General features: G+C 70.7%; 11 protein-coding genes and 3 pseudogenes. 3 read left to right on the top strand and 11 right to left on the bottom strand.

Annotated features, from left to right (window positions below):
• Window position 1 precedes the first annotated feature (1 nt).
• Window positions 2–9,580: an amino acid adenylation domain-containing protein gene (locus AB0P06_RS01360; RefSeq protein ID WP_363604140.1), complete on the bottom strand. Its 9,579-nt coding sequence runs from the start codon at window positions 9,578–9,580 to the stop codon at window positions 2–4.
• Between the two features lie 199 nt (window positions 9,581–9,779).
• A complete protein-coding gene (locus AB0P06_RS01355) occupies window positions 9,780–10,649 on the bottom strand; it encodes a sterol desaturase family protein (RefSeq protein ID WP_363604139.1) in 870 nt (289 codons plus the stop codon).
• A 308-nt stretch (window positions 10,650–10,957) separates the two neighbouring features.
• Between AB0P06_RS01355 and AB0P06_RS01350 the strand changes: the two genes are divergently transcribed.
• Window positions 10,958–11,722 (top strand): DUF4097 family beta strand repeat-containing protein, encoded by a 765-nt coding sequence (locus tag AB0P06_RS01350; protein ID WP_363604138.1) that lies wholly within the window; start codon window positions 10,958–10,960, stop codon window positions 11,720–11,722.
• 25 nt (window positions 11,723–11,747) lie between these two features.
• On the opposite strand, the gene AB0P06_RS01345 is transcribed toward AB0P06_RS01350, so the two are convergent.
• Window positions 11,748–12,647, bottom strand: coding sequence for a phosphorothioated DNA-binding restriction endonuclease (locus AB0P06_RS01345; RefSeq protein WP_363604136.1), 900 nt, complete (start codon window positions 12,645–12,647; stop codon window positions 11,748–11,750).
• 115 nt (window positions 12,648–12,762) lie between these two features.
• Here AB0P06_RS01345 and AB0P06_RS01340 point away from each other — a divergent pair, with 115 nt between their 5' ends.
• Window positions 12,763–14,988: a hypothetical protein gene (locus tag AB0P06_RS01340; RefSeq protein ID WP_363604135.1), complete on the top strand. Its 2,226-nt coding sequence runs from the start codon at window positions 12,763–12,765 to the stop codon at window positions 14,986–14,988.
• Window positions 14,989–15,431: 443 nt separating this feature from the next.
• On the opposite strand, the gene AB0P06_RS01335 is transcribed toward AB0P06_RS01340, so the two are convergent.
• Both AB0P06_RS01335 and AB0P06_RS01330 read right to left on the bottom strand, forming a co-directional pair.
• On the bottom strand, window positions 15,432–16,226 hold the full coding sequence (locus AB0P06_RS01335) for a hypothetical protein (protein ID WP_363604133.1): 795 nt from the start codon (window positions 16,224–16,226) through the stop codon (window positions 15,432–15,434).
• A gap of 235 nt (window positions 16,227–16,461) precedes the next feature.
• Window positions 16,462–16,733 (bottom strand): annotated as a pseudogene (locus AB0P06_RS01330) (integrase core domain-containing protein); the annotation flags it as partial.
• Window positions 16,734–16,896: 163 nt separating this feature from the next.
• On the opposite strand from AB0P06_RS01330, the pseudogene AB0P06_RS01325 reads away from it, so the two are divergent.
• Window positions 16,897–17,497, top strand: a pseudogene (locus tag AB0P06_RS01325) (helix-turn-helix domain-containing protein); the annotation flags it as partial.
• Between the two features lie 28 nt (window positions 17,498–17,525).
• Here the strand turns inward: AB0P06_RS01325 and AB0P06_RS01320 are convergent.
• From AB0P06_RS01320 to AB0P06_RS01295, 6 genes and pseudogenes are all read right to left on the bottom strand, one after another.
• A pseudogene (locus tag AB0P06_RS01320) lies at window positions 17,526–17,966 on the bottom strand (integrase core domain-containing protein); the annotation flags it as partial.
• A gap of 271 nt (window positions 17,967–18,237) precedes the next feature.
• Complete coding sequence (locus tag AB0P06_RS01315) at window positions 18,238–19,008, bottom strand: PaeR7I family type II restriction endonuclease (protein WP_363604132.1); 771 nt, start codon at window positions 19,006–19,008, stop codon at window positions 18,238–18,240.
• A gap of 12 nt (window positions 19,009–19,020) precedes the next feature.
• Window positions 19,021–20,697, bottom strand: a complete 1,677-nt coding sequence (locus AB0P06_RS01310; RefSeq protein ID WP_363604131.1) for an N-6 DNA methylase — start codon at window positions 20,695–20,697, stop codon at window positions 19,021–19,023.
• A 240-nt stretch (window positions 20,698–20,937) separates the two neighbouring features.
• Window positions 20,938–22,074: a hypothetical protein gene (locus AB0P06_RS01305; protein ID WP_363604130.1), complete on the bottom strand. Its 1,137-nt coding sequence runs from the start codon at window positions 22,072–22,074 to the stop codon at window positions 20,938–20,940.
• Between the two features lie 9 nt (window positions 22,075–22,083).
• Window positions 22,084–22,758 (bottom strand): histidine phosphatase family protein, encoded by a 675-nt coding sequence (locus AB0P06_RS01300; protein ID WP_363604129.1) that lies wholly within the window; start codon window positions 22,756–22,758, stop codon window positions 22,084–22,086.
• A 10-nt stretch (window positions 22,759–22,768) separates the two neighbouring features.
• Window positions 22,769–23,764: a hypothetical protein gene (locus AB0P06_RS01295; protein WP_363604128.1), complete on the bottom strand. Its 996-nt coding sequence runs from the start codon at window positions 23,762–23,764 to the stop codon at window positions 22,769–22,771.

Below are 23,764 nucleotides of genomic sequence, written 5' to 3'. Positions count from 1 at the left end.
CTCAGGAGGCATGGACGGCGGCTCCGGTGAGGATGTCGCGGGCCAGACCGGCGTTGCGGCCGATGAACTCGCGGTCCAGCATCTCGGCATGGGCGCCGAAGCCCTTGAACACGGCCGTCCCGGTCGTCGAGCTGCCGTGCCAGGCGCCGCGCTCCCCCGCCGCGTACAGGGCCACCTTCTCGTCGTCGGAGATCACGCTGACCGGCGCGGTGATCACCCCGAGGTTGGGCGTCCGGCTGCAGAACCGCAGGTAGTCCTGGGCCTGTTCGCGGGTTTCCTGGGCGACGATGTCCGAGCCGGTGTGCCGCTGGAGGTGCTCGGCCAGCTCCCGCTCGAAGGCCTGGACGTGCTCGTCACCGAGGGTGAAGGACTCCGGGATCCGGTGCGAGTCCATGATCACCACATTGGGGACGGCCCGGCCGCGCAGCTCCAGCTCCTTGGCCACCTCGAAGGCGAGGTTCCCGCCGAGCGAGTAGCCGAGCAGGGCGCAGGGGCCGTCCGGCTGGACGGCCTCGACCAGGTCGGCGTAGCGGGCGACCTTGTCGTCGCCGGCCACGTAGTTGAAGGCGACCATCCGGTACTCCGGCAGGTGCGCCGCGAACTGGCGGTAGACCAGGCCGTGTCCGCCGGCCGGCGGGAAGCAGAAGAGGGTCTGCTGCTGCTCCTGGTTGAACCAGAGGTAGGGCTGGGCGCCCTCGATCCGGCCGGTGATGATGTGCTCCACCGTCCTGGCCATCCCGTGCAGGGTGGTGACCTTGAAGAGCTGGCTGACCGGGATGCTGATGTTGAACTCGCTCTGCAGGCCGTGGATCAGCTCGATCAGCTTGATCGAGCTGCCGCCGGACTCGAAGAAGTCGTGCTGGAGGCCGACCTCCTCGATCCCGAGCAACGCCCGCCAGTGCTCGGCCATCCGGACCTCGTAGAGGGTGACCGGAGGCTCGGCCGCCTCGGCGCCCGCGTCGGCCCGCGGCGCGGGCAGCGCGGCGACGTCCACCTTGCCGTTGGCGGTGAGCGGCAGGGCGGGCAGCTCGGTGAAGTGGGCGGGGATCATGAAGGTCGGCAGGTAGCCGGCCAGGTGGCGGCGGAGCTCGCGGCGGTCCAGCGTCCGCCCGGGGGCGGGCACGCAGTAGGCGCAGAGCACGTTCTCGCCGCCCGGGTCGGGCCGGACGGTGACCACCGCCTCGGCCAGCTCGGGCCACTCGGCGAGCTGGGTCTCGATCTCGCCCAGCTCGATCCGGTGGCCGCGCACCTTGATCTGCGAGTCGGCCCGGCCGAGCAGGTGCACTCCGCCCTCGGTGTCCCAGCGGGCGAGGTCCCCGGTGCGGTAGAGCCGGACCGGCTCGGTGCCGTCGGCGCCGCCGAGCGGCAGGGTGACGAAGCGGCGGGCGGTCTGCTCCTCGTCGCCGACGTAGCCGAGCGCCACACCGGAGCCGCCGATCCACAGCTCCCCGGGGACCCCGGGCGGGACCGGGCGGCCCTGCTCGTCCAGGAGGTAGAAGGCGCTGTTGGGGAACGGCCGGCCGATCGGGACCATCCGGCTGGGCTCCAGGGTGTCGGCCGGGCCCTCGAACCAGGCGCTGTCGATGGTGGCCTCGGTCAGGCCGTAGGAGTTGACCAGCCTGGTCCGCGGACCGCAGAGCGCCCGCAGCCGCTCGTACTCCTCCACCTTCCAGACGTCCGAGCCGACCACCAGCAGCCGCATGAAGTCCAGCCGCCGGCCGGCCCGCTCGCAGTGGCTGATCAGGGTGCGCACCACGGCCGGGACGAACTCGCCGGCGTCCACCCGCTCGGCGCGCATCACCTCGTACAGCCGGGCGGTGTTGAACAGCAGCTCCCGGCCGACCAGCACCAGGGTGCCCCCCGAGCAGAGCGCCCGGACGACGTCCCCGGTGAAGACGTCGAAGGAGAGGCTGGCCATCTGGAGGTGGACCCGGGCGTCGGTGTCCAGCCGGTACTCGGCACGCCAGGCCTGGTAGGCCGAGGCCAGGTTGCGGTGGCCGACCCGGACGGCCTTGGGGCGGCCGGTGGAGCCGGAGGTGTAGATGACGTAGGCCGGGGCGTCGAGGTCCGCCGGCTGGTTGGTGAAGTCCGGGGCCGGCCCGTCCGGTTCGGCCGTCCGCTCCAGTTCGGCCGTCCCGACCACCCGGGCGGGCAGCCCGCCGAACCGCTCGGTGTCGCCGACCACCAGGGCGGCGCCCGCGTGCTCGACCATGTAGGCCAGCCGGTCGGCCGGGTGGCCCGGGTCCAGCGGCAGATAGGCGGCGCCGGTGCGGAGCACGGCCAGCAGGGCAACGATCTGCCCCGGCGACTTGTCCAGGCAGAGCGCCACCACCGAGCCCGGGCCCGCACCCAGCGCGCGCAGCCGGGCGGCGGCCCGCCGGGAGCGCTCGGCCAGCTCGCCGTAGGTCAGCCGGGCGGTCGGGCCGGACTCGGCGGGGGCGGCCACCGCGAGGGCGCCGGGGTCGGCCGCGGCCGCCCGCAGGATCAGCTCGTGCACCGGCTCGTCGTGGGCGACCTGCCGGTCGGCGCCGCTCCACTGCCGCAGCACCACCGCGCGCTCCGCGCTGCCGAGCAGCTCCAGCCCGGTGGCCGGCTCCCCGGCGCCCGCCCGGGTCAGCCCGTCCAGCAGGTTGACGTAGTGCCCGGCGAGGCGGGCCATCGTCGCGGGCAGGAAGAGGTCGGTGTTGTACTTGAAGACGCAGTGGAAGCGGTGCTCCGCCTCGTCCTCGTAGGCGGACAGGGTGAGGTCGAACTGCCCCTCCTCCTCGGGTAGTTCGATGTACTCCAGGCGGTAGCCGTACTTCTCGGTGGCGACCTTGTGGGTGAGCAGGATGAACATCGCCTGGAAGACCGCCGAGCGGCTCGGGTCGTGCTGCAGACCGAGCTTCTCCACCAGCAGGACGAACGGGTACTCCTGGTTGTCCAGCCCGCCCAGCACGGTGGTGCGCACCTGGGCCAGCAGCTCGGCGACCGTCGGCGAACCGGCCAGACTCGCGTGCAGCGGCAGCGGGTTGACGAAGTAACCGTAGACGCCGGCGAACTCCTCGTCGGTGCGGCCCGTCACCGGGCTGCCGACGATGATGTCCTCCTGGCCCGAGTAGGCGTGCAGCAGCAGGTAGTAGGCGCTGAGCAGCACCATGAAGACGGTGACGTTGTGCTCCCGGGCCAGCGCGTGCACCCGGGCGCTGAGCTCCTCGTCCAGGACGAAGAACTCGGAGGCGCCGTTGTGGGTCTGGACGGCCGGGCGCGGCCTGTCGGTGGGCAGGCTGAGGATCGGCACCTCCGCGGGCAGGTGCGAGCGCCAGTAGTCGAGCATCCTCGGCGCCTCGCGGCCGGCCAGGAACGCGTTCTGCCGGTTGAGGAAGTCCAGGTAGCGGGCGGCGACCGGGGGCAGTTGGGGCGCCCGGCCCTGTCGCAGCCCCTCGTAGACGGCGAGCAGCTCCTCGATGAAGGTGAAGGTGGAGATCGCGTCCGAGATGATGTGGTGAACGGCCTTCATGATCACCCAGCGCTCCGGCCCGCGTTTGAACAGCCGGAACCGCACCAGCGGATCGCGCTCCAGGTCGTACGGCTTGCGGTACTCCCGCACGATCATCGCGTGGATGTCGTCCCACTCCAGGCCCTGCACGTCGAACACGCCGAAGTCCGGCTCGACGGCGGCGGAGACCCGCTGGACGGCCTGGCCGCCGTCGAGCACGAAGTTGGCCCGCAGGCTGGGGTGGCGCTCGACCAGCGTCCGGAAGGCGGTGGCCATCAGCTCCGGCTCCAGCTCCACCCGGACCTCGACCGCCCCGCCGATGTTGTAGGCGAAGCCGTCCGGGTTGAGCTGCTTGAGGAACCAGAGCGCCTTCTGGTTCTGCGTCAGCGGGTGGTTCGACTCGTCCTCGTACCGGACCACCTCACCGCCGGCACCGCCGGTGCCGTCGTCCTCCAGCAGCTCGGCCAGCCCCTCGTAGAGCTGGGCGACCAGCTCCCGCACCGGCGCGTTGCCGAGCAGCGCCACCACCGGCAGGGCGGTGCCGAGTTCGGTGTTGAGCCGGGCCCTCAGCTCCATCGCGAGCAGCGAGTCCAGGCCGAGGCCGCTCAGGCCGGTGGCGGGCTCGATCTGTTCGGCGGGCACCCGGAGCACGGCGGCGGCGAGCGCGGCGAACCGCTCGGTGAGCAGCGCCCGGCGCTCCTCCTCGCCGGCCGCCCGCAGCTCCTCCAGCAGGCTGCTCCGCGGGGCCGGGGCGGCCTCGCGGGCGGCGGCGGCCAGCTCGGCGACCAGCGGCGGCGGGGCCGGGTACCAGGAGAGGAAGGTCGGCCAGTCGACCACGGTGGCGACCAGCAGCTGGGCGCGGTCCTGGCCGAGCACCCGCTCCAGCACCGCCATCCCGGCCTCGGGGGCGAGCGAGCTCATGCCCCGGCTGTTGCGGTAGTGGTCGATCAGGCCGAGTTCCTCGATCATGCCGGTGGCCCACGGCCCCCAGTCCAGACTGAGCGCGGGCAGGCCGAGGGCCCTGCGGTGGTGTGCGAGCGCGTCGAGGAAGGCGTTCCCGGCGGCGTAGTTGGTCTGGCCCGCGGTGGTCAGCAGCGAGGCGATCGAGGCGAACAGCACGAAGTGGTCGAGTGGTTCGTCCGCCAGCTGCCGGTGCAGCGCGAAGGCCCCGAGCACCTTGGGGCCGTGCACGGCGTCGAACACCTCGCGGTCCAGCTCCGGCACCAGGGTGTCGCGGACCTGCCCGGCCAGGTGGAAGACGCCCCGGATCGGCGGCGAGGCCAGCGCCCGGTACCCGGCCAGCCAGGCGGCGAGCGCGCGCTCGTCGGTGACGTCCAGCGCCACCGGGACGGGCTGGGCACCGAGCGCCTCCAGCTCCCGCAGGAAGGCGACACCGCGCCCGGCGGGGCTCTGCGGGTCGAGGTCGCGCCACTGCTCGCGCGGCGGCAGCGGGCTGCGGCCGGCCAGGATCAGCCGACGGGCGCCGCGCCGGACCAGCGTGCGGCAGAGCAGCCGGCCGAGCGCGCCGAAGGCGCCCGTCACCAGGTAGCTGCCGTCCGGGCGCAGGCTGGGCGGCAGCGGCCCGGTCAGCCCCTCGGCCGGGCGCAGCCGGCTGGTCAGCCGGCGGCCGGCGCGCAGCGCGATCTCGTCCTCGTCGGCGCGGGCGAACTCGCGCAGCAGCGCGGCCGCCTCGTCGGCCGGCGCCCCGACCGGGCCGAGGTCGATCAGCTTGCCCGGGTGGCCGGGCAGCTCCTGGTGGCGCAGCACCCGGCCGATGCCCCAGGCGGGGGCGCCCAGCGGTTCGACCGGCTCGCCGGGGGTGGTGGCCTGGGCGGCCCGGGTGACGATGTGCAGCCTGCTGCCGGGCAGTTCGGCGGGCAGCAGGGCGGCGAGCGTGATCAGGCTGTACGCGCCCGCGGCGGTGTGGCCGGCCACGGTGGCGTGGTCGGCGTCGGCCAGGACCGGCCGGTCGAGGTTCCATAGGTGGACGACGGCGGCCGGATCGGGGGCGCCGCCGGCCCGCCGGTCGGCCAGCAGCCGGCCGAGGTCCGCGGCGGAGCCCGGCTCGACGGTGGACTCGTGCCCGTCGGCCGAGCGGTGGTAGCCGGTGCCCGCGCGGACCAGGTGGCAGCTGCCGCCGCGCGCGGTGATCCGGGCGGCCAGCTCGTCCGCGACACCCCCGGCGTCGGCGAACAGCAGCCAGTGGTCGGGGTGTTCGGCGAGCAGGTCGGCGTGGTCGGGCTCGTCCGCGAGCGGTGTCCAGGCCGGTTCGGCGAGCCAGCCGTCGATGGTGGCGAGGCCGACGGCGGTGGAGGCCTTCTCCACGTCGGCGGCCCGGAAGCCGCCGACCCCGCCGAGCGGGGCGCCGTTCCCGTCGTAGACGGCGATGTCGCCGACGATTTCGTCCCCGCTGTCGCGGGTGACGGTGGCGTGCACCCAGAGCGGCTGTTCGCCGACCGCGTCGAGGCGGACCTCCTCGATCGAGAGCGGCAGCTTGATGCCGGTGCCCGCCGGGCCGGCGGTGAGCAGCTGCGGCGTCAGCAGGGTCTGGAAGAAGGCGTCCATCAGCACCGGGTGCACATGGTGGCCGCCGCCCTGCCCGGCGATCGCGGCCGTCGGGCGGACCAGCGCCAGCGCCTCCCCGGGGCCGATCCAGACCTCGGCGATGCCCCGGAACGCCGGGCCGTAGTGGTAGCCGAGGGCGGCCAGCCCGGTGTAGCAGTCGGGGCCGGCCAGCCGGCGGGCGGCCCGGGCGCGGACCAGGTCGGCGTCCAGCCGGTGGGCCGGGCGGCGGCGCTGGCCGGGGCGGATCGTTCCGGCGGCGTGCACGGTGCGCTCCGGCCCGTCCCCGGTGAGGGTGCTGACGGTGAAGCCGCCGTGCTCGGCGGAGACGGTCAGCTGGACGGCGCGGCTCTCGTCGTCGGGCAGGAAGAGCGCCTTGCGCAGCTCGATGCCGGCCAGGGCGGCGTCGGTGCCGCCGGTCAGCGCGCGAACCGCCTGGACGGCCATCTCCAGATAGCCGGCGGCGGGAAAGAGCACATTGCCCTGGATCCGGTGGTCCTCCAGGTAGGGCAGTGCCTCGGCGTCGAACCGGGCCTCCCAGGCCGGTTCGGCACTGGCCAGGCGGCGGCCGAGCAGCGGGTGGTCCAGCAGACCCCGGCGGACCTGCTCGACCGACCGGGGCTCGACCCAGTGGCGGTCCCGCCTGAACGGGTAGCGCGGCAGCGGCACCGGCCGGCCGGCGGGCTGCAGGACGGACCAGTCCACCTCGACGCCGAGATTGTGCAGGGTGGCCAGCGAGGCGGTGAAGCAGGCCCGTTCGTCCTCCTCCCGGCGGATCGAGGGCAGGGTGCGGACCGCCGGCCGGTCGGCGTCGCCGGGGCGGGCCTCCACGGTCTCCTGGATCGCGCGGCCGAGCACGGGGTGCGGCCCGATCTCCAGGAAGAGGCTGTACCCGTCGTCGGCGAGCCGCTCCACGGCCTGCTGGAAGCGGACGCTGTCGCGGACGTTGCGCCACCAGTAGGCGGCGTCCAGCTCGGTGCCGTGCGCGGTGCCCTCCCGGCCGGTGAGGTAGAGCGGCACCTGGGCGGGACGGGCCTTGAGGTCGGCGAGCGCGTCGAGCAGTTCGTCCTTGATCGGGTCCATCTTGGCGCTGTGATAGGGCACTTCGACGGTCAGCGGACGGGCGAAGACCTGCTCCGCGGTGAGCGCGGCGGCCAGCTCGGCCAGCGCGGACTCGTCCCCGGCGAGGGTGAGCGAGGTCGGGCTGTTGATCGCGGCCACCGAGACGGCGCCGCCGTACGGGCGCAGCCGGCGGACCGCCTCGGCCTCCGAGAGGGCGACGGCGAGCATGCCGCCGGTGCCGGCCAGCCGCTGCTGGAGCCGACTGCGGTGCACCACGACCTTGACCGCGTCGGCCAGGTCGTAGACACCGGCCTGGTGGAAGGCGGCGACCTCGCCGGTGCTGTGGCCGACGATGGCGTCCGGGCGGACGCCCCGGCTGCGCCAGAGGGCGGCGAGACCGGTCTGCAGGGCGAAGTTGGCGGGCTGGGCGAGCCAGGTCTCGGCCATCCGGGAGCCGGCCTCGTCGGCGGCGAGCTCGTCGAGCAGCGACCAGCCGGCGAGTTCGGCGAGGTGCTCGGCGCAGCGCTCGACGGCCTCGCGGTAGACCGGCTCGGTCTCGAACAGCCGGCGGCCCATCGCCCACCACTGCGGGCCCATGCCGGTGAAGACCCAGGCGAGTCGGCGGTGCCGGGCCTCACGGCGCTGGTCGGCCAGCACCCGGGGGTGCGGCTCGCCGCGCCGGTAGGCGGCGAGCGCCTCGTCCAGCGACGCGCGGGAGTCGTACACCACGGAGAGCCGGGCGTCGAGGTGCTGGCGGCGGTGGGCCAGGGTGTGGCCGAGGTCGGCCAGGGCGACGGGGGTGCCGCCGTAGCCGCCGGCCAGCTCGGTCTGGATGCCGGCGGCCAGCTCGGGCAGGGCGGCGGCGTCGCGGGCGGTGAGCGGCAGGACGGTGCAGCCGGTGGGCCGGTCGTCGGTGGGCTGCCCGGCGGTGGGCTGGTCGGCGGTGGGCTGGTCGGCCGGCTCGGGGGCGGCCTCCAGCAGGACGTGGGCGTTGGTGCCGCCGAAGCCGAAGGAGTTGACCCCGGCCCTGGCGGGGCCCTCGTGGGCGGGCCAGGGGGTGGGCTCGACCGGGATCCGGTACGGCAGGGTGGCCGGGTCGATCGCCGGGTTGAGCCGCTCCAGGTTGATGTGCGGCGGGATCACCCGGTGCTTGAGCGCCAGCGCGGACTTGATCAGCCCGGCCAGGCCGGAGGTCGACTCGGTGTGCCCGATGTTGGTCTTGACCGAGCCGACGTAGCAGATGTCGCCCGGGCGGCGGCCGACCGCGAGCGCGCGGGCGAGGGCGTTGGCCTCGATCGGGTCGCCCACGGGGGTGGAGGTGCCGTGCGCCTCGACGTACTGGAGGCTGCCGGGGACGATGCCGGCCTCGGCGCAGACCCGCTCGATCAGGGCGACCTGGGCGTCCGGGTTGGGCACGGTGATGCCGTTGGTGCGGCCGTCCTGGTTGACGCCGCTGCCGATGATGACGGCGTGGACCGGGTCGCCGTCGCGCAGTGCCTCCGAGAGCCGCTTGAGCGCGACCACGGCGACGCCCTCGGCCCGGACGTAGCCGTCCGCCGAGGCGTCGAAGGTGCGGGAGCGGCCGTGCGGGGAGAGGAAGCCGCCCTTGGTCTCGGCGATGGTGTACTGCGGCGCGATGTGCAGCAGGGTGCCACCGGCCAGCGCGAGGTCCGTCTCACCGCGCAGCAGGCTCTGGGCGGCCAGGTGGACGGCGACCAGGGAGGAGCTGCAGGCGGTGTCGAGGGAGACGCTGGGGCCGCGGAAGTCGAAGCAGTGCGAGATCCGGTTCGACACCATTGTCATCATGGTGCCGGTGGCGGTGTGGGCGGCCAGGGTCTCGAAGGAGAGGTCCGAGAACTGGACGATCTTGTAGTCCAGGGTGAACGCGCCGACGTAGACGCCGACATCGCGGCCGGCCAGCTCGCCCGGCTTCTGCCCGCCGTCCTCCAGCGCCTCCCAGGCGACCTCCAGCAGCTTCCGCTGCTGCGGGTCCATGTGGTCGGCCTCCCGGCCGCTGATCCCGAAGAACGCCGGGTCGAACTCGTCGAAGCCGTCGATGTAGCCGCCCCGGCCGCCCACCAGCCGGCCGGGCTTCGCCTTGTCCCGGCTGCCCAGGGTGGCCACGTCGTAGCGGCTGCGCGGGGTCGGCGTGAGGCAGTCCTTGCCGTCGACCAGGTTCCGCCAGAACGACCGGTGGTCATTGGCTCCGCCCGGCAGCCGGCAGCCGATCCCGATGATCGCGATCTTCTCCGGCTCGCCGGTGGAGACCGCGGAGGAGGCGGGGCCGGTGGGAGCGGCGGTGACGGCGGTGGCGATGACGGAGGCGGTGGCGGTGGCGGGAGTGGGAATGGGAGTGGGACTGAGGGCGGCGGGAGTGGCCAAGGTGGCGGAGGCGGAAGGGCCCGAGGTGTCGGGGCGGCCGGTGGGGTCTGGGGAATCAGCGGGGCCGGGGGATGCCGCAAGGCATGAGTCCGTCATGGTCGAGTCCTTGTGTCGCTGCGTTTCGCGCGCGCGGAAGAGCCGTGGGAGGCCACGCGGGCATGGGGACGGAGGCCGCGCTCCGCTCCCGGACGGGCCGAGGGCCGGCCGGCCGGAGAACCGGAGAAGAGGGCCAGGAGAGAGGCAGAAAGGAGACAGGGAAGGCGCGGACGAAGGGACGGTTCGGGGTGCGGCGCGGTCAGGCCGGCGCGTCGTCGGCCCGCGCCGGGCGTCTCCAGGGCTGGAGATGACTGGCGATCACCGCTTCCGTCCGGGGGAAGTCGGACGGGTACTGCAGCCCCACCGCGATCGGGCGACGGCCGGGGTGCCAGGTGAAGCTGCCGAAGGCGTGGTCCCAGACGGAGAGATCGGAGCCGTAGTGTCCGGCCTCGGCCAGGTCGACGCTGTGGTGCAGCCTGTGCTGCTCGGGCCCGGCGAAGACGTGGTTGAGCAGGCCGATCCGGACATCGATGTTGGCGTGGACGAAGTAGCCCTGGGCCACCACGAACAGGCCCACCACGAACACCGACTCCGCGGAGAAGCCGGCCAGCGCGAGCGACAGCTGGACGACGCCCTGGGTGAGCAGCACGTCGACGATGTGGTTGACGCCGTTGTTGGCGACGTTCACCTTCTCCGGCACGTGGTGCACCCCGTGCAGCCGCCAGAGCCACGGATTGGTGTGGCACCAGCGGTGGACCAGATAGTTGGCGAGCGAGCCGAGCAGCATCGCCGCCGGGATCTCGGCCCAGAGCGGCAGTGCCGGATGCGGCGGTGCCAGCCAGCCGACGAGGGCCTGCACCGGCACCTGAGACAACCCCCCGCCGATCATTGTGAGGACGAAATAGACGCCGTACCAACCCCATTCACCGGCGCTCGGCTGCCACTCCGGCTCGTAGGGGATCATCCATTCGAGTAGGGTCAGATATCCGATGGTGCCGACCAGGAAGATCTGGCTCGCCCGGCCGAGATCCCATCGCCAGCGCAGGGCTGCGACCGATATCGACAGAAGTATGATCAGCAGGATCGGGTACGCGACATGCCGCAGCACCGATCGTAGCTGCCCACCCATGGCGACCCCCTTCGCGATCCACCACCGAACGATCACCGAAAGCATTCGTTCTGATACTAACGGTGGCTGGAAGATGATGCGAGGGATTTCCGAAAAGAATCACAAGCAACGGTAATTGTCTGATGATAAGCGGGCGCATTATTCGTCAGATAATGCCCCCTGAAAGTCTTTTACAAGAATAGTCAGATGACCGGCCCGCTCGGATCGGGCGCCCGGCAGCAGCCGACGACTGCCGGACAGCGAGACACCGGCCGATCTCTCCCGAACGGCAGATGTCGACGCCCCGGGCCGGCCGCGAGCATGGCGGCATGAAGAAGCCGACCGCCATACCGGCCTGGGTGGCCGCACTCCCAGCCCTGGCCGCCGCCCTCACCGGCTGCGGTGTCACCGACGACCTGGCCGCCCAACCCCGCAGCGATTCCCAGGACTTCGCCGTCCACGGCGATCAGTTCACCGTCGAGACCGACCAGGACGTGACACTGCTGCCCGCCGACGGGAAGGCCGTCAGGGTCGACCGCCACCTGACCGGCCGGGCCGCCCAGGACGGCAACGCCACCTGGGTGCTGGACGGCACCACCCTCAGACTCTCCGCCACCTGCAGCGGCATCGCACTCAACTGCCAGGCCGACCACACCGTCCACGTCCCGCGGAACATGGCCGTGACCGTCCGGGGCACCGGCCCGGCAGGCGTCACCGCCAAGGGGATCGACGGCAGACTCGATGTGACGACCGGGCAGGGCGGCGTGGACATCGACACCGCCTCCGGGCCACTGCGCGTGCGCACCCGCTCGGGCCACATCACCGCGAACGGCCTGACCTCTCCCGAGGTCGACGCGGCCAATGACCACGGCAGCGTGAAGCTCGCCTTCCGCACCACGCCCACCGCCGTCAGCGCCGGTTCCACCACCGGCAGCATCACGGTGTCCGTACCCAAGGACGGCACCCGGTACCGCGTCTCGGCCGCCGCCGGCTCCTCCCGCCCCCACGTCGACGTGGACCAGGACCCGGGCTCCCCCCGCACCATCACCGCCACCTCAAAGGTCGGCGTCGTCCGCGTCAACACGAAGGACTGACCGCCGGAACCCGATCCCCCACCCCTCACCCGACGGCCCGCGCCGCACCGTGGAACACCTGCCGAACGTGCCACTCCCGATGCCGGCCCGCGACCGCCGGAAGGCCCGGCTGCGGCCCGATCACCGACCGCCCGGCAAGCGCCAGCACCTGCTGCCGGCTGGCCTCGCCCCGCCCGACGAACCGCTGGGAGACCAGGATCCGGTGGTCCTCCCCCAGCCCCATGACCCCCTTGTCGAAGAGCTTGTGGTGCAGCGAGCAGAGACAGAGTCCGTTGTCGACGGTGTCCGGCCCGTCGTACGACCACCAGCGCACATGCGCGGCCTCCAGCCCGACCACACTCCCGCCGAGCGCCCCGTCGTACCCGCAGAACGCACACTGGAACTCGTAGGCGGTCAGTATCAGTTCACGCATCCGCCGATCACGCTGCCGCCGCGAGCCCCCGCCCCCACCACCGGGCACCCCGGTCTCGACCCCCTCCAGATCGAGCCCGACCGCCTCGCACAGCTCGACGTGCAACGACGGCGGAAAGTAGCTGTCCAGCAACACCCTGACCAGCCGCCCCAACAACGACGGATCCCTGGCAAGCGCCGCCCGCAGCCCGGCCGCCAGCCTCCCGGTGGCACCACTGGCCCGCAACTCCCGCACCCCCGTCCCCGGACTCCCCTCCCCCCGGTCGGTCCTGACCTCCCACACCCCGTCACTGACCAGATGGTGAAACGGATACGCCGGCGTCGTGGCATGCGGCGGCCCGTACTCCACGAGCAGCCGCTTCAACTCCCCCTCGACCACGCTGTACCGCAGCCCGCCGCCGGCATCCTGCTGATAACTCCCCAGCGCGTACAACAACAGCAACGGCTTGTGCGGCGCCCGCACCTCATTGCTCCCCCACCGCCGCAGCGCCCCCACCCGATCAAGCCAGTCCATACCCGCCACCGTAACCCGCCCCCTGACACCTCTGCCCCTACGCGAAGGGCCGGCAGACACTGACGCGGCATCAGACATCCACTCCTGCGGCGAGCCCGCTTGACACTCCCGACATATGACGACTCATCAGGCAGCAGGTGGCCGAAGTGCCGCGAGGCGGCCCGACGGCCGCCCGGGGTCTTACGTCCGCACCTACACCTACGACGACCACGGCAATGAGACGTCGGCCGGCGACGCCCGAGGGTTCACCACCGTCAAGTCCTACGACAGCACGGACAACCTCCGGTCCGTGATCGACCCGAGCGGACTCCGGACCGCCTACGTCTACGACGAGGCCGGCCACATCGCGACCCCCGGCGGCACCAACACCGGAAGCGAGGGCTTCGGGCTGCTCACCAGCGTCGTCCGCCAGCCGGTCAGCGAGTCGCTGCCGGCTCGGACGACCGCCGTGTACCACGACGACGCGGCCCACCCGGGCGACACGACCCGCATGGTCGATCCGCGCGGCAATGTGAGCCGCAAGACCTACGACCCGGTCGGCGCTGTCACCAGCGCGACCGACGAACTGGGCAATGTCACCAAGTACGGGTACGACACCGCCCGAGGCCTGTTGACCTCGGAGGTGGCACCGAATGGTGTCGCCGCCGGTACGTCACCGGGCTGCACCACACCGGCCAAGGGCTGCACGACCTACTCCTACGACGCGTGGGGCAACCGGACCGGCGCCGTTGACCCGCTCGGCCACGCCACCACGTCCGCCTTCGACGCGGACGGGCACCGTACGTCGATGACCGGCCCGAACGGCAACACCACCCACTACACGTACGACGTCCTCGGGAACCAGACCAAGGTGACGCGGCCGGACGGGACGGTGCTGAGCACCGACTACAACCCCGACGGTACGGTCGCCAGGACGGTCGACGGGCTCGGCGCGGCCACCGTCTACGCGTACGATGCCCAGAAGCGGCAGACGCTGCGCACCGATCCGCTGGGCCGTGCCACCGTGAACGCCTACGACGCAGCCGGACGACGCACGGCGTCGACCGATCCGAGCGGACGCGTCACCACCTTCACCTATGACGCGAACAGCCAGCCCACCTCGGTGGCCTACTCGGACACCGCCACTCCGCCAGTGACTGCGATCGGCTATGACGCGGCCGGTCGGCAGAGCTCGATGGCCGACGGCACCGGCACCTCCCGGCGCGCCTACGACGCCTTCGGCGAGCTGGTCTCGCTGACCGACGGCGCCGGAGCGGTCACCGGCTACGGCTATGACGAGAACGGCAACAGGACCTCGATCACCTACCCCGGTGGAAGCTCCCGGACGGTCACCCGCACCTTCGACAAGGCCAACCACCTGGCCTCGGTCAAGGACTGGAACGGAAAGACCACCGGGTTCGGGTACGACGGCGCCGGCCACTGGACATCCACGGCCTTCCCGAACGGAACCGCCGTCACCACGACGCTCGACGACTCCGGGCAGCCGCTGGCCGACCGGCTGACCAACAGCACCTCGAAGCTGGTCTCGCTCACCTACACCCGGGACAACACGGGCCGCGTCAACTCGGACACCCCGAGCGGTGTGCCGGGCAGCGCCCAGACCTACCAGTACACGGCGCTGAACCAGCTCAAGTCCGCCACCGCGGGGTCAGCCACGACCGACTACGCGTACGACGCCGCGGACAACCCCATCCGGACCGGAGCCACCGGCCAGGTCTTCGACGCGGCCAACCAGCTCTGCTGGAGCACGCCGGGCTCGGTGCCGGCCATGCCGTCCTGCACCGCTCCGCCGAGCGGCGCGACCGCGTACACCTGGGACCCACAGGGCAACCGCACGACGGCGACCACCGGGAGCACGGTCGTCAGCCACACCTACGACCAGGCGAACCGTCTGACCGGTGTGAGTAGCGGCGGGACCACCAGCACCTACACGTACAACGGCGCCGGCCTGCGGACACAGAAGACCACCGGGACGACAGCTGTCTCCTGCACCTGGGACGCGGAGGAGATCCCCAACCTGCTCTCCGACGGCTCATCCTCGTACATCTACGGACCGGATGACCTACCGGTCGAGCAGATCACCGGCACAGGGACCCTCTGGTTCTTCCACGACCAGCTGGGCTCCACCCGCGCCCTGACCGACGCCGCGGGCTCGGTGGCCGGAGCGTACGCCTACACGCTTCTGCTGGAGGGCCGCGACGGGGCGCGCTGCCGGATCCCGCTGCTGGCCGTGCGGCGGCGGGACCGGCAGCGGCTCGTCGCCGCCCTCGAACGGACGGCCCCGCCCGGCGTCGTCCGAGAAGACCGAGCTCTGCGTGACCTGCTGGGCTTCCCGAGCTGACAGTTCCGCTGGAGGTCGTAGCCGGGTTGGATCCGCAGGTTCTTACCGGTCCTCAAGGCGGTCCAGCGCTCACGCAACGGGCAGTCGATGCAGCGGCGGTCGAAGTTCGCGGTGCCGGCGAGTGTGGGGGCCGCGGTCGGGTGACAGCGCGACGGTGTAGCCGGCCGTACCGCAGGCGGGCGCATTCGGAAGTCCCCGAGGGCCAAGCCGCCCGTAGTGCCGGGCCGTTGGGCGGGCTGGAAGAACAATGTGTGTCCGGCCTCGCCGAGGGCCTGGCGCGCGGTTCCGGTGGAGCAGAAGGTGTCGCCGAACGCCTCGACGGGCCTGTCCTCGTAGGCGAGCAGGTCTACGGCGGTGTTCGCCTCTGCGACCGCCGGCGGGCGGTTGTGTCCGCGAGCTCGCGAGTGCCGCCTGCGGCCGTTGGCGCCGCTCGACAGATCCGATTAACTCGAACCGGTGCCGAAGGAGCGCAGTTGGTAGTAGTCGCCGCCGTACGAGGCATCGCGTGCTTTCTGCAGCACGGTCGCGACCGGGCCGGAGCGGTGGAGCGGGCTGTCGATGACGGTGCCCTGTCCGGACGCGAAGGCGTTGGCTACCCGGGGTTCCATGGCGTCCAGCCAGGCCGTGGCGGACGCCGGCGCCGCCCCGGGGTGGTCCAGGCTCGCGCAGTCGTGCAGAAAATCGGCGCGCTTCGTGGCCGAGGCCGTCACAGAACAGGACAGGGAGATCAGATCTCCGTCGAGGCTCCACACCGCGGCGATCGACGTCGCCACCTCCCCGCTCCGTTTGACGCCCGACGTGTGCCAGACGGTCGGCCGGCCGGGAAACTCGACCTTCTGCCGGGTGTCCAGGGTTATGCCCCAGGTGGCGGCGAAGCGGTTCAGGTATGACTCGCCGGTGTACCCGCGCTTGATCACCTGGCTTTTGACGACTGGGACAGCGGTGCCCGGCGCCGGTTCGCTGGGCCAGTCCGTCAGGCTCTGCGAGTCCGGGGCGGCACTGGACGAGCCCGCCGAGCTCGCCGGGCCCGCCGGGGCCGGTGAGTCGGGAACCGTGCCGGACGGGGTGACCGAGCCCGTCGGGGACGACGAGCCCGGGCCCTCACCCGGGCTGATTCGGGTGGCGGCTTCGGCTCCGGGCCGGTTCGGGTCCTTGTCGTGCGAGGTCGAGCATCCGGCCAGGACGGCGAGGATCGCGGCGGCCGCGGCTGCGCGCGTCAGGGGGTGGGTGGGGCTCAAGGACGGCTCCTTCGGGCTGGCGGTGTCGTGCGGTTGGCCGGAACGGCCCCGGGACGCCCAAACGCGTCCCGGGGCCGCTTGCGGGTCAGGCCGGCTGTGGGCTTGACATCGCGTCAGTCTTTCCAGCAAAGGGCGGTACTGGATGGGGGCGAGGCCGGAACGAAGGCCATGGCATCGAACGCCATGGCTTCGCCACCAGTCTGGATGGAGGGGCCCCGGAGTGTGGACACTAGTGCTATGCGGCGAGTGCCGGCGTAGCTGATCGTTGTTCGAACTCGATCGGGCTGAGGCAGTTCAGCGCGGATTGCCTCCTGCGGGTGTTGTACCGGGTGATCCACCGGAAGACCGCCAGGCGGGCGGCACGGGCTCCAGCCCAGCGCTTCGCGCCCTGCAGAGTCTCCCGCTCCAGGGTCGCGTCGAACGCCCGGCGGCCGCGTTGTCCGCGCTCGTGCCGACCGCGCCACGGCTCCTGGCCACACCCAGCTCCCGGAAGATCAGGGCGAATTCATTGAACCCGGCTGTGACCCGCGATTCACATCCGGCCTCTCGCGGTCCGGTGGGCCGGCGGACTCCCGGGCCCTGGTGCCGCATCAAGCAACTTTCGCCCCGTTGTGATTGTGATGTGCCATCCGGAGGATGCTCCGGACGGCACATGTGCGCCAAGCTGTGCGCCGAGGTGACGTTCACCAGCGCGGACCGGGTCCGGGACGTGATCCACAACTTCAACGCCGACGGCTTCGAATCGCTCTATCCGAAGTACCGGGGTGGACGGCCGAGGACGTTCACGCTGCCCGAGCGCCGGGAGATCAAGAAGATCGCCAAGTCCAGGCCGACCGAACACTGCCCGCCGTTCTCGACCTGGAGCCTGGCCAAGCTGGCCGACTTCCTGGTTACCGGGGGTGGTCGACGACATCAGCCACGAGGGCCTGCGGGTCCTGCTCCGCGAGGAAGGCGTCTCCTTTCAACGCGTGAAGACCTGGAAGACCTCCCGCGACCCGGACTACGCGGCCAGGAAGGCCCGGGTCGAGCACCTCTACGCGATCGCCGACGGTGAGGTCATCCCCGAGGAAGGCGAGCCCGAAGTCGTCTTCTGCCTCGACGAGTTCGGGCCGCTCAACCTCCAAGCCCACCCCGGCCGGAAGTGGGCGAAGCGCGGCGGCCGCCACAAGGACCCCGACCGCGAGCCCCGGCCACGGGCGACCTACACCTGCCCGCACGGGGTTCGGCACCTGTTCGTGGCCTACGATCTGGCCAGGGACCAGCTCTACGGTCTTTGCCCCATCTCATGGACACTTGGTCCTATGCCACCAATCCCAGCCTATCCATGCGGGATGACTGCTGCTCGAACTCGACGGGACCGAGGTACCCGAGCGCGGAGTGGCGTCGCCGTCGGTTGTACCAGGCGAGCCAGGAGAACATCTCGCTGCAGGCCTGGGACCGGGTCAGCCGACGTGAGCCGTGGAGAAGTTCTCGCTTGAGCAAGGCGAAGAACGACTCCGCCATGGCGTTGTCACAGCTCGATCCGACTCGGCCCATCGGGCGGCGTATCCCGTGCTCGCGGCAGGCATCGGCGAACGCGGCCGACGTGTACCGGGCGCCGTGGTCCGGGTGAAACACCACCCCGCGCACGTCCCCGCCCCGGACACCGGCCGCCGAGCGGACCGCGTCGACCGCCAGGCCGGAACGCATGTGCTCTACCAGCGACCAGCCGACCACCCTGCGGGAACGCATGTCACGCAGGCGATCCTGTAGCGCGCTGCCAACGCCTGCCGGCCGGTCAAGGAACAACAAAGACCCAGGTCACGGGCTATGTGACCTGGGCCTTCACTGAGCCGCCTGCGGGATTCGAACCCGCGACCTACGCATTACGAGCCCGAGAGTGATCATGCTGGCTGGTGTCGCCGTAGATCACTTGGTGATGAACCCGCAGGTCAGGACGCTGCACTGTGATCCGAGATCTTGCTCGAACCGGCATGTGCTGCCCCGTCCGCTCACGCATCGCTCACGTAAATCAGCCTTGGCCGAGGTCCCCGAACAGGGGGCTATGGGGCCAATGTGGCTTCGGCAGTCCCAGCTCCTGCAGGTAGCCGATCCGCGCGTTTATGGCAGCAGAGAAGTGCCTCCAGTCCAAGCTGGCGACCGGCTCGTTCGGCTTCGGGTCGGTCGCGGATGAGGTGACGTAGCAGACGGCATCGTAGAGTTGTTCGGCCATCAACCGCTGGCAGAAGATGCCGAAGCGCTCCTGGTAGGACTTGCCGTGCCAGATGTCCTCCACCGGTAGAGCCCCCGCAGCCGGCTTCACGGGCCGCCTCGACCCGTCCTCGTCCTGCATGATGAAGAAGTAACCGAGCCAGGGCTTCTCCCCGGGGTAGAGGTCGGCCAGCGCTGCCCTTCGAAGGTCGACGGCGCTGCCGAGGGCTTCCTCCACCCGGTTGTTGTAGTTGTTGCCGAAGGACGGCCCGCCCAGGGCCTTCATCTCGAAGGCAGCCACCAGCGTGTTCTCGTAGGCGACGACGACGTCCCACTGCTTCTGGGGCCTGTAGTAGCCAGGGAGCTCCAGACGCTGGGACTTGGTGACCCGGATGCTCTCAGGCGGATAGCCCGCTTCGAGGAAGAACTTCGCCAGGAGGGCCGCAATGGAATCGAAGTGCTTGCCACCTCTGACGGAACCCGCAGTGCCGGCGCCGACCGCGGCCTTGATCGCCGACTGTTCGTTCTGGGCCTGTTTGACACCCCAGTACGCCGCGACGGCGTCCTCGAAGTCCTGGCGGCTGACCGTCAAGATCGGTTCCTCCTAATCGGGAAGCTCGGTGAGCCCGTAGACACGCAGTGCTGCCTCGGTGGCCGCCTTCACGTCCCGCTTGTCGAAGGCGTCTGCCAGGGCAGCACGGTCCTCCTCGGCGAGGGCCGCCGGGTCTGGCACACGGATCTTGCGGAGGTACTGCGCCTGGAAGCGAAGCGTCCCCCCACGCATCTTGACCGCGTATGCCTCCACGAACGCCTCGGCCACCTTGGAGAGGAGCAGGCCACCGAGCACGCGCATGTCCCAGACGTCCGAGACGATGAAGTACAGGTTGTGGTGAGGGTACAACTTCCCTTCATCGAGCACCGGATGGATCGTCAGTTTCATATCCGGGAAGAGAAGCTTCGACCGACTCGTCAGTCTGTGGTCGACCTTGTCGATGGTCTTGTACCAACGGTCGGGCTGCTTGACGGCCACATACCGCTTGCGCAGAGCGCCGCTGTGCTGGCGGAAGTAGGCACCGAGCTTCGGATAGGCGGCAAGGTCGACGAGTTCGCCCTGGGCGTTCCACGGATTGACCAGGCGGGAGCCGCTCCAATTGATAAGGCCGCTGGTCGTGTCTCGGACCATGGCCAAGGGCAGGAGCCGGTCCGGCTCGACCAGTTCGGGATCATCAGTGATGAAGACCTTGTCAGCACCGGTCGCGATACCGATGCCGACGCGCGTCCCCGTGGTCATGTCCTCCAGCAGCCCAAACCGGTCGTTGAGGTCTTCGAGCACGGCGAGCCTGGCAGGTGAGGCCGCCGGCCAGGAATCCTCGCCAGGGAACCAGTGCGGTAGCGGGGCTGCCTGAAACGCGGCCGTGGCGATCGGCTTCCGATCCTTGGCCTCGTACCAGGCGAGGAAATCGCGGGCCTCTGGCTCCCCGAACGTGCGGGTCGTGTCAGCGGCAACTGCGCCGCCCTGCGCCTGGCGGGAAATGATCGTGATAGCGGGGTACGCCGAGACCTGCTCTTGGAAGGCGTCCACGTCGTGCATCACCAGTGCCAGGTCCATGCTGAACTGCCTGGTCACCAGATGGCGGAGCTTACGGCCGTACTGGTTCCTCATCCAGCGGTCTGCGCAGATGAAACCGAGCCGACCCCCTGGCCGCAGGCTGCGGAGTGCCACCTCGTAGAAGCCGATGTAGGTATCCGCCCGGCCTCCCATCGTGGAGCAGGCGCTGCGGTAGGCGTCCATCCGGTCGTCGGGGACGTCCTCCAGCCTGATGTAGGGGGGATTGCCGACGACGAAATCCGCACGATGCTCGGCGTCGGCCTGGAGAAGGTAATCGCCCTGCTTCACCCAGTGCGAGGCAACATTCCGAGCGTCACTCCGCTCCCACCCGTCATCGTGGAGCCGTTGCTCGACGACTGCACGGCTCTCGGCCACGTTGCGCCCGAGCAGGTCGAACGCCTGGACGGCATCCACCGCGTCGGTGATCGGACGACCATGGGCTCGACACGAGGCACTGATCCGTGAAGCGATCACGCCGAGGAACGCTCCGGTACCACAAGCAGGCTCGACTACCTTCAGCTGCGCGAGGTCTTTGGCCGGCGCGTAACCGAGCAGATCGAGGATGAGCTCGACGACCCAACGGCGGGTGAAGACCTCGCCATGCTCGACTGCTTCTGCGGGAACCTCAGGCAGGGCCTGCTTGTCGATGTCGAAGAGCGCGAGAGTTGCCACGGCTCGACCCTACAGCGGGCACTTCGGCGGCCGCCCCAAGCTCGACTACGATCAATTGACAGTGCGTTCCGCAGGTACCACTCTCTGTATCCGCGAGTGAGGCACGCTGGGGCTCGTTCGGGTCGTTGCAGTACGCATGCCTACCCAAGAGCGACGGTCCTCCTCGTGGGTAGGGCGTCCAGGAGAGGCACTCCCGGAGAGCGTTCATGCAGAGAGCAACGGGTACGCCGGACCTGCTCGTCAGATCTCCGCAGCGGCAGCCAGCGCGGTCTCATGGGCAGCCATCACGCTGGCCAGCGCCTGCTTGTTCGTGATCCATTCCGTGTCACCGGCGGAGACCGAGCGCCGAACGGCTTCGAAGACAGCCACGTCGAGTGCAACAGGCTTGGCCAGGTGTGCCCGCATGTATTGCTTGAAGAGCGCGGGCAGCTGGTCCGGCCGGGTTCCGGTCTTGGCCCGCAGGGAGAAGAGCGGTAGGAACCACTCTTCGAAGCCGCCCTTGATCACCTGGGTGGCCCGGTATGCCTCGTACAGCGGCTGCAGGCTTGCCGTGTGGTCGTAGGGGAGGTGACCGTGCAAGGCGTACTGAAGGCGAGTGCCGCCGTGTTCGCGGAAGTGCTGGCCATGGGCGGCGATGTGGTTGGCCGCGTTCTCGGTGATGGTCATGACGGCCGTGTCCGCTTCGTGCCGGCGGGCTGCGGCGAGGACGGTGGCGTGGATACCGACGCGCGGGTCGAGGACGAGGCCGTTGAGGCCGAGGGGCGAGAGGTCGATGCCGTGGTCACGAGTTCGGGAGAGGATCAACCGCTCAGCGACGTTGGCGGCGGTGTGCTGCAGGTGCTTGGGCTGCTGGCGGTGGCTGGCGTGGATGTCCGAGCGGTCGAGGACGGGGCGGTCCTTCGCGAGCTCGGCGACGAGGTGGAGGCCCGTACGGTCTTCGGTGTCGGTGCTGCCGCAGGCGTTGCAGGGATGGCCGCCGGTGCCGGTCATGTGACCGCAGGCCCGGCACGTGGGGACGGTCTCGCGGCTGATGGTGAGGGTGCGGGCGCGGAGGTTGTTCTCGATCATCTCCAGGGCGAGGCCGACGACCTCGACGTCGGTGTCGGTCATGATGCCACCCACCGGGGGCTGCCCGGGCGGGTACTTGTCGGCTATCAGGTCGGCCTCGAAGCGCTGGCGGGGGATCCTCGGGCCGTTGGCCTCACGGTGGCGGAGGTCCCCGGCGAGGGTGACGGTGTTCCACAGGTGGGGTGCGGGCGGTAACCCGAGGATGGCGTTGAGCGCGGCGGCGAGGCGGATGCCGACGGCCTTGCCGGGGCGGGTGGCGAAGGTGAAGGGCCCGTTCTGGACGGGCCCATTGAGGAACAGGTGTCGCACGGGCTCCTCCTAGATCGGCGGGGTCGTGGTTCCCATCCGAGTGAACCGGCCGTCGTTTAGCTCGTAGTGGAGGATCGCGGCGTTGGGCATCTTGCCCTTCCGCTCCTCAGCGAGGATCTCGGTCAAGGTGCAGGATTCGAGCAGGGATCGAAGGGCCACTGCGGCGGTCTGGTGGGTGAAGGCGACAACGGTGCGCGATTCCTGGAGTTCGGCCTGGGCGAGGGCGACGAACTCGGCGGCCCGCTTGAGCACGCCCTCGGCGAGCGACTCGCCGCCGCCCGGCGCGGTCCAGATGTGCTTGCGCAGGCGGCGGTCCTCGGCGAGTGCGGGGTAGCTGTCGTAGAGCTCGCGTTTGGTCATGTAGGTGGCGTCGCCGTAGTGCTGCTCGTCCAGGAGCGCGGTCTGCCGGGGCCAGCCATCGGGGAGGGCCGGCAGGGCGATCGCGGCGGTGTCGATCGCCCTGCGGTAGGTCGAGGTGTAGACGTGGGGCCCGGGGCCCGCGAGCTGCGGGAGGACCTCGGCGAGCCACTGGGCCTGCCGGAAGCCGCGCGGGGTCAGGCCGACGATGGTGCGGGAGATGGCATGGGCGGCGGCTCCGCTGTAGGGGCGGGGGTCCTGGTAGAAGCCGTTGTACTTGTCGGCGTTCTCGACGGACTCGGCGTGTCGGATGACGAGCAGGGGCAAGACGAGGCTCCTATCCGGCGAGGTTGGCGACGTAGGAACCGCTGACGGTCCAGGGGGTGAGTTCGATGCCGAAGCCGCTGTGTTCGCCGTCCTGGGTGTGGACGAGCTTGCCGGACAGGTGCACGGTGTCGCCGGACCTGAAAGCGCCGGTGTAGGCGCCGAGGTACGAGCGCATGTGGGTGATCCGGCGGGCGAAGGAGTCGGCCTCGTCGATGGTCGAGCTGAGGATGGTCTTGACCTTGATCCCGTAGACGGCCGGGGTGGTGAGACCTTCGGCGTGGTCGGTGATCTTGGCGAGGAGCGAGATCTCGCCGATCTCCTTGGAGGAGATCCGGGCGAAGGTCTTGTCGCGGTCGGAGCGGATGGGTTCGCAGTTGATGTGCGCGCCGGCGTTGGCGGTGAGTCCTTGGAGCTTGCGGCGTTCCTGCTTGATGAGGGCGTCGAATGAGCTGCCCTCCATGTACTTCGCCCGGCGGATGTACAGCCGGGTGAGGTCGTCTCCGTCGTACGGCCGGATCAGGTCGGTCTGCTGGAAGAGCTCCTGGGCGGCCTGGTAGCCCTCGGGTCCGTAGCAGACGAGGTCGATGTCGGAGCGGTCGTTGAAGCAGCCGACGAGGAAGGAGCCGGTGACGCCGATCAGGCCCTGGGCGTCGTTCGCGGTGATCCACTCGGTGATCGCCAGGAGGTCCTTGCCTGCCGGGTTGTCGGCGACCGCTCCGGGGTCCTCGTGGATGGCGGCGAGGGCCTGGCGGCAGGAGTAGTGGACGGCCACGTCCTCGCGCGGGATGCCGGTGATGACGCAGCCGAGGGTGTCGGAGTAGACGTAGCACTCCGGCCTGCCGGCGAGGATGCCGAAGGACTTCGACACGACGCTGTTCTGCCGGTAGGTCCGGTCGAAGAGCCGACGGTCGCCCTTCTCGTCAGGGTGGTACTTGACGTAGCCGAGGTAGTGGCTGCCGGGGTGGCTGTCGCCGATGACCTTGAAGACGACTCCGTGGTGGTCCAT

The sequence above is a fragment of the Kitasatospora sp. NPDC088351 genome (assembly GCF_040685575.1).
In the GTDB taxonomy this organism is placed as follows: domain Bacteria; phylum Actinomycetota; class Actinomycetes; order Streptomycetales; family Streptomycetaceae; genus Kitasatospora.
Note: the sequence above shows the minus strand (reverse complement) of the source record. Positions and strands in the feature narration are given on the sequence as shown.

Excerpts from the sequence above, each read along its gene's own strand:
- AB0P06_RS01360 (WP_363604140.1), bottom strand. The coding sequence starts at position 9,580 with ATGACGGACTCATGCCTTGCGGCATCCCCCGGCCCCGCTGATTCCCCA.
- AB0P06_RS01355 (WP_363604139.1), bottom strand. The coding sequence starts at position 10,649 with ATGGGTGGGCAGCTACGATCGGTGCTGCGGCATGTCGCGTACCCGATC.
- AB0P06_RS01340 (WP_363604135.1), top strand. The coding sequence starts at position 12,763 with ATGACGACTCATCAGGCAGCAGGTGGCCGAAGTGCCGCGAGGCGGCCC.
- AB0P06_RS01345 (WP_363604136.1), bottom strand. The coding sequence starts at position 12,647 with ATGGACTGGCTTGATCGGGTGGGGGCGCTGCGGCGGTGGGGGAGCAAT.
- AB0P06_RS01350 (WP_363604138.1), top strand. The coding sequence starts at position 10,958 with ATGAAGAAGCCGACCGCCATACCGGCCTGGGTGGCCGCACTCCCAGCC.
- AB0P06_RS01295 (WP_363604128.1), bottom strand. The coding sequence starts at position 23,764 with ATGGACCACCACGGAGTCGTCTTCAAGGTCATCGGCGACAGCCACCCC.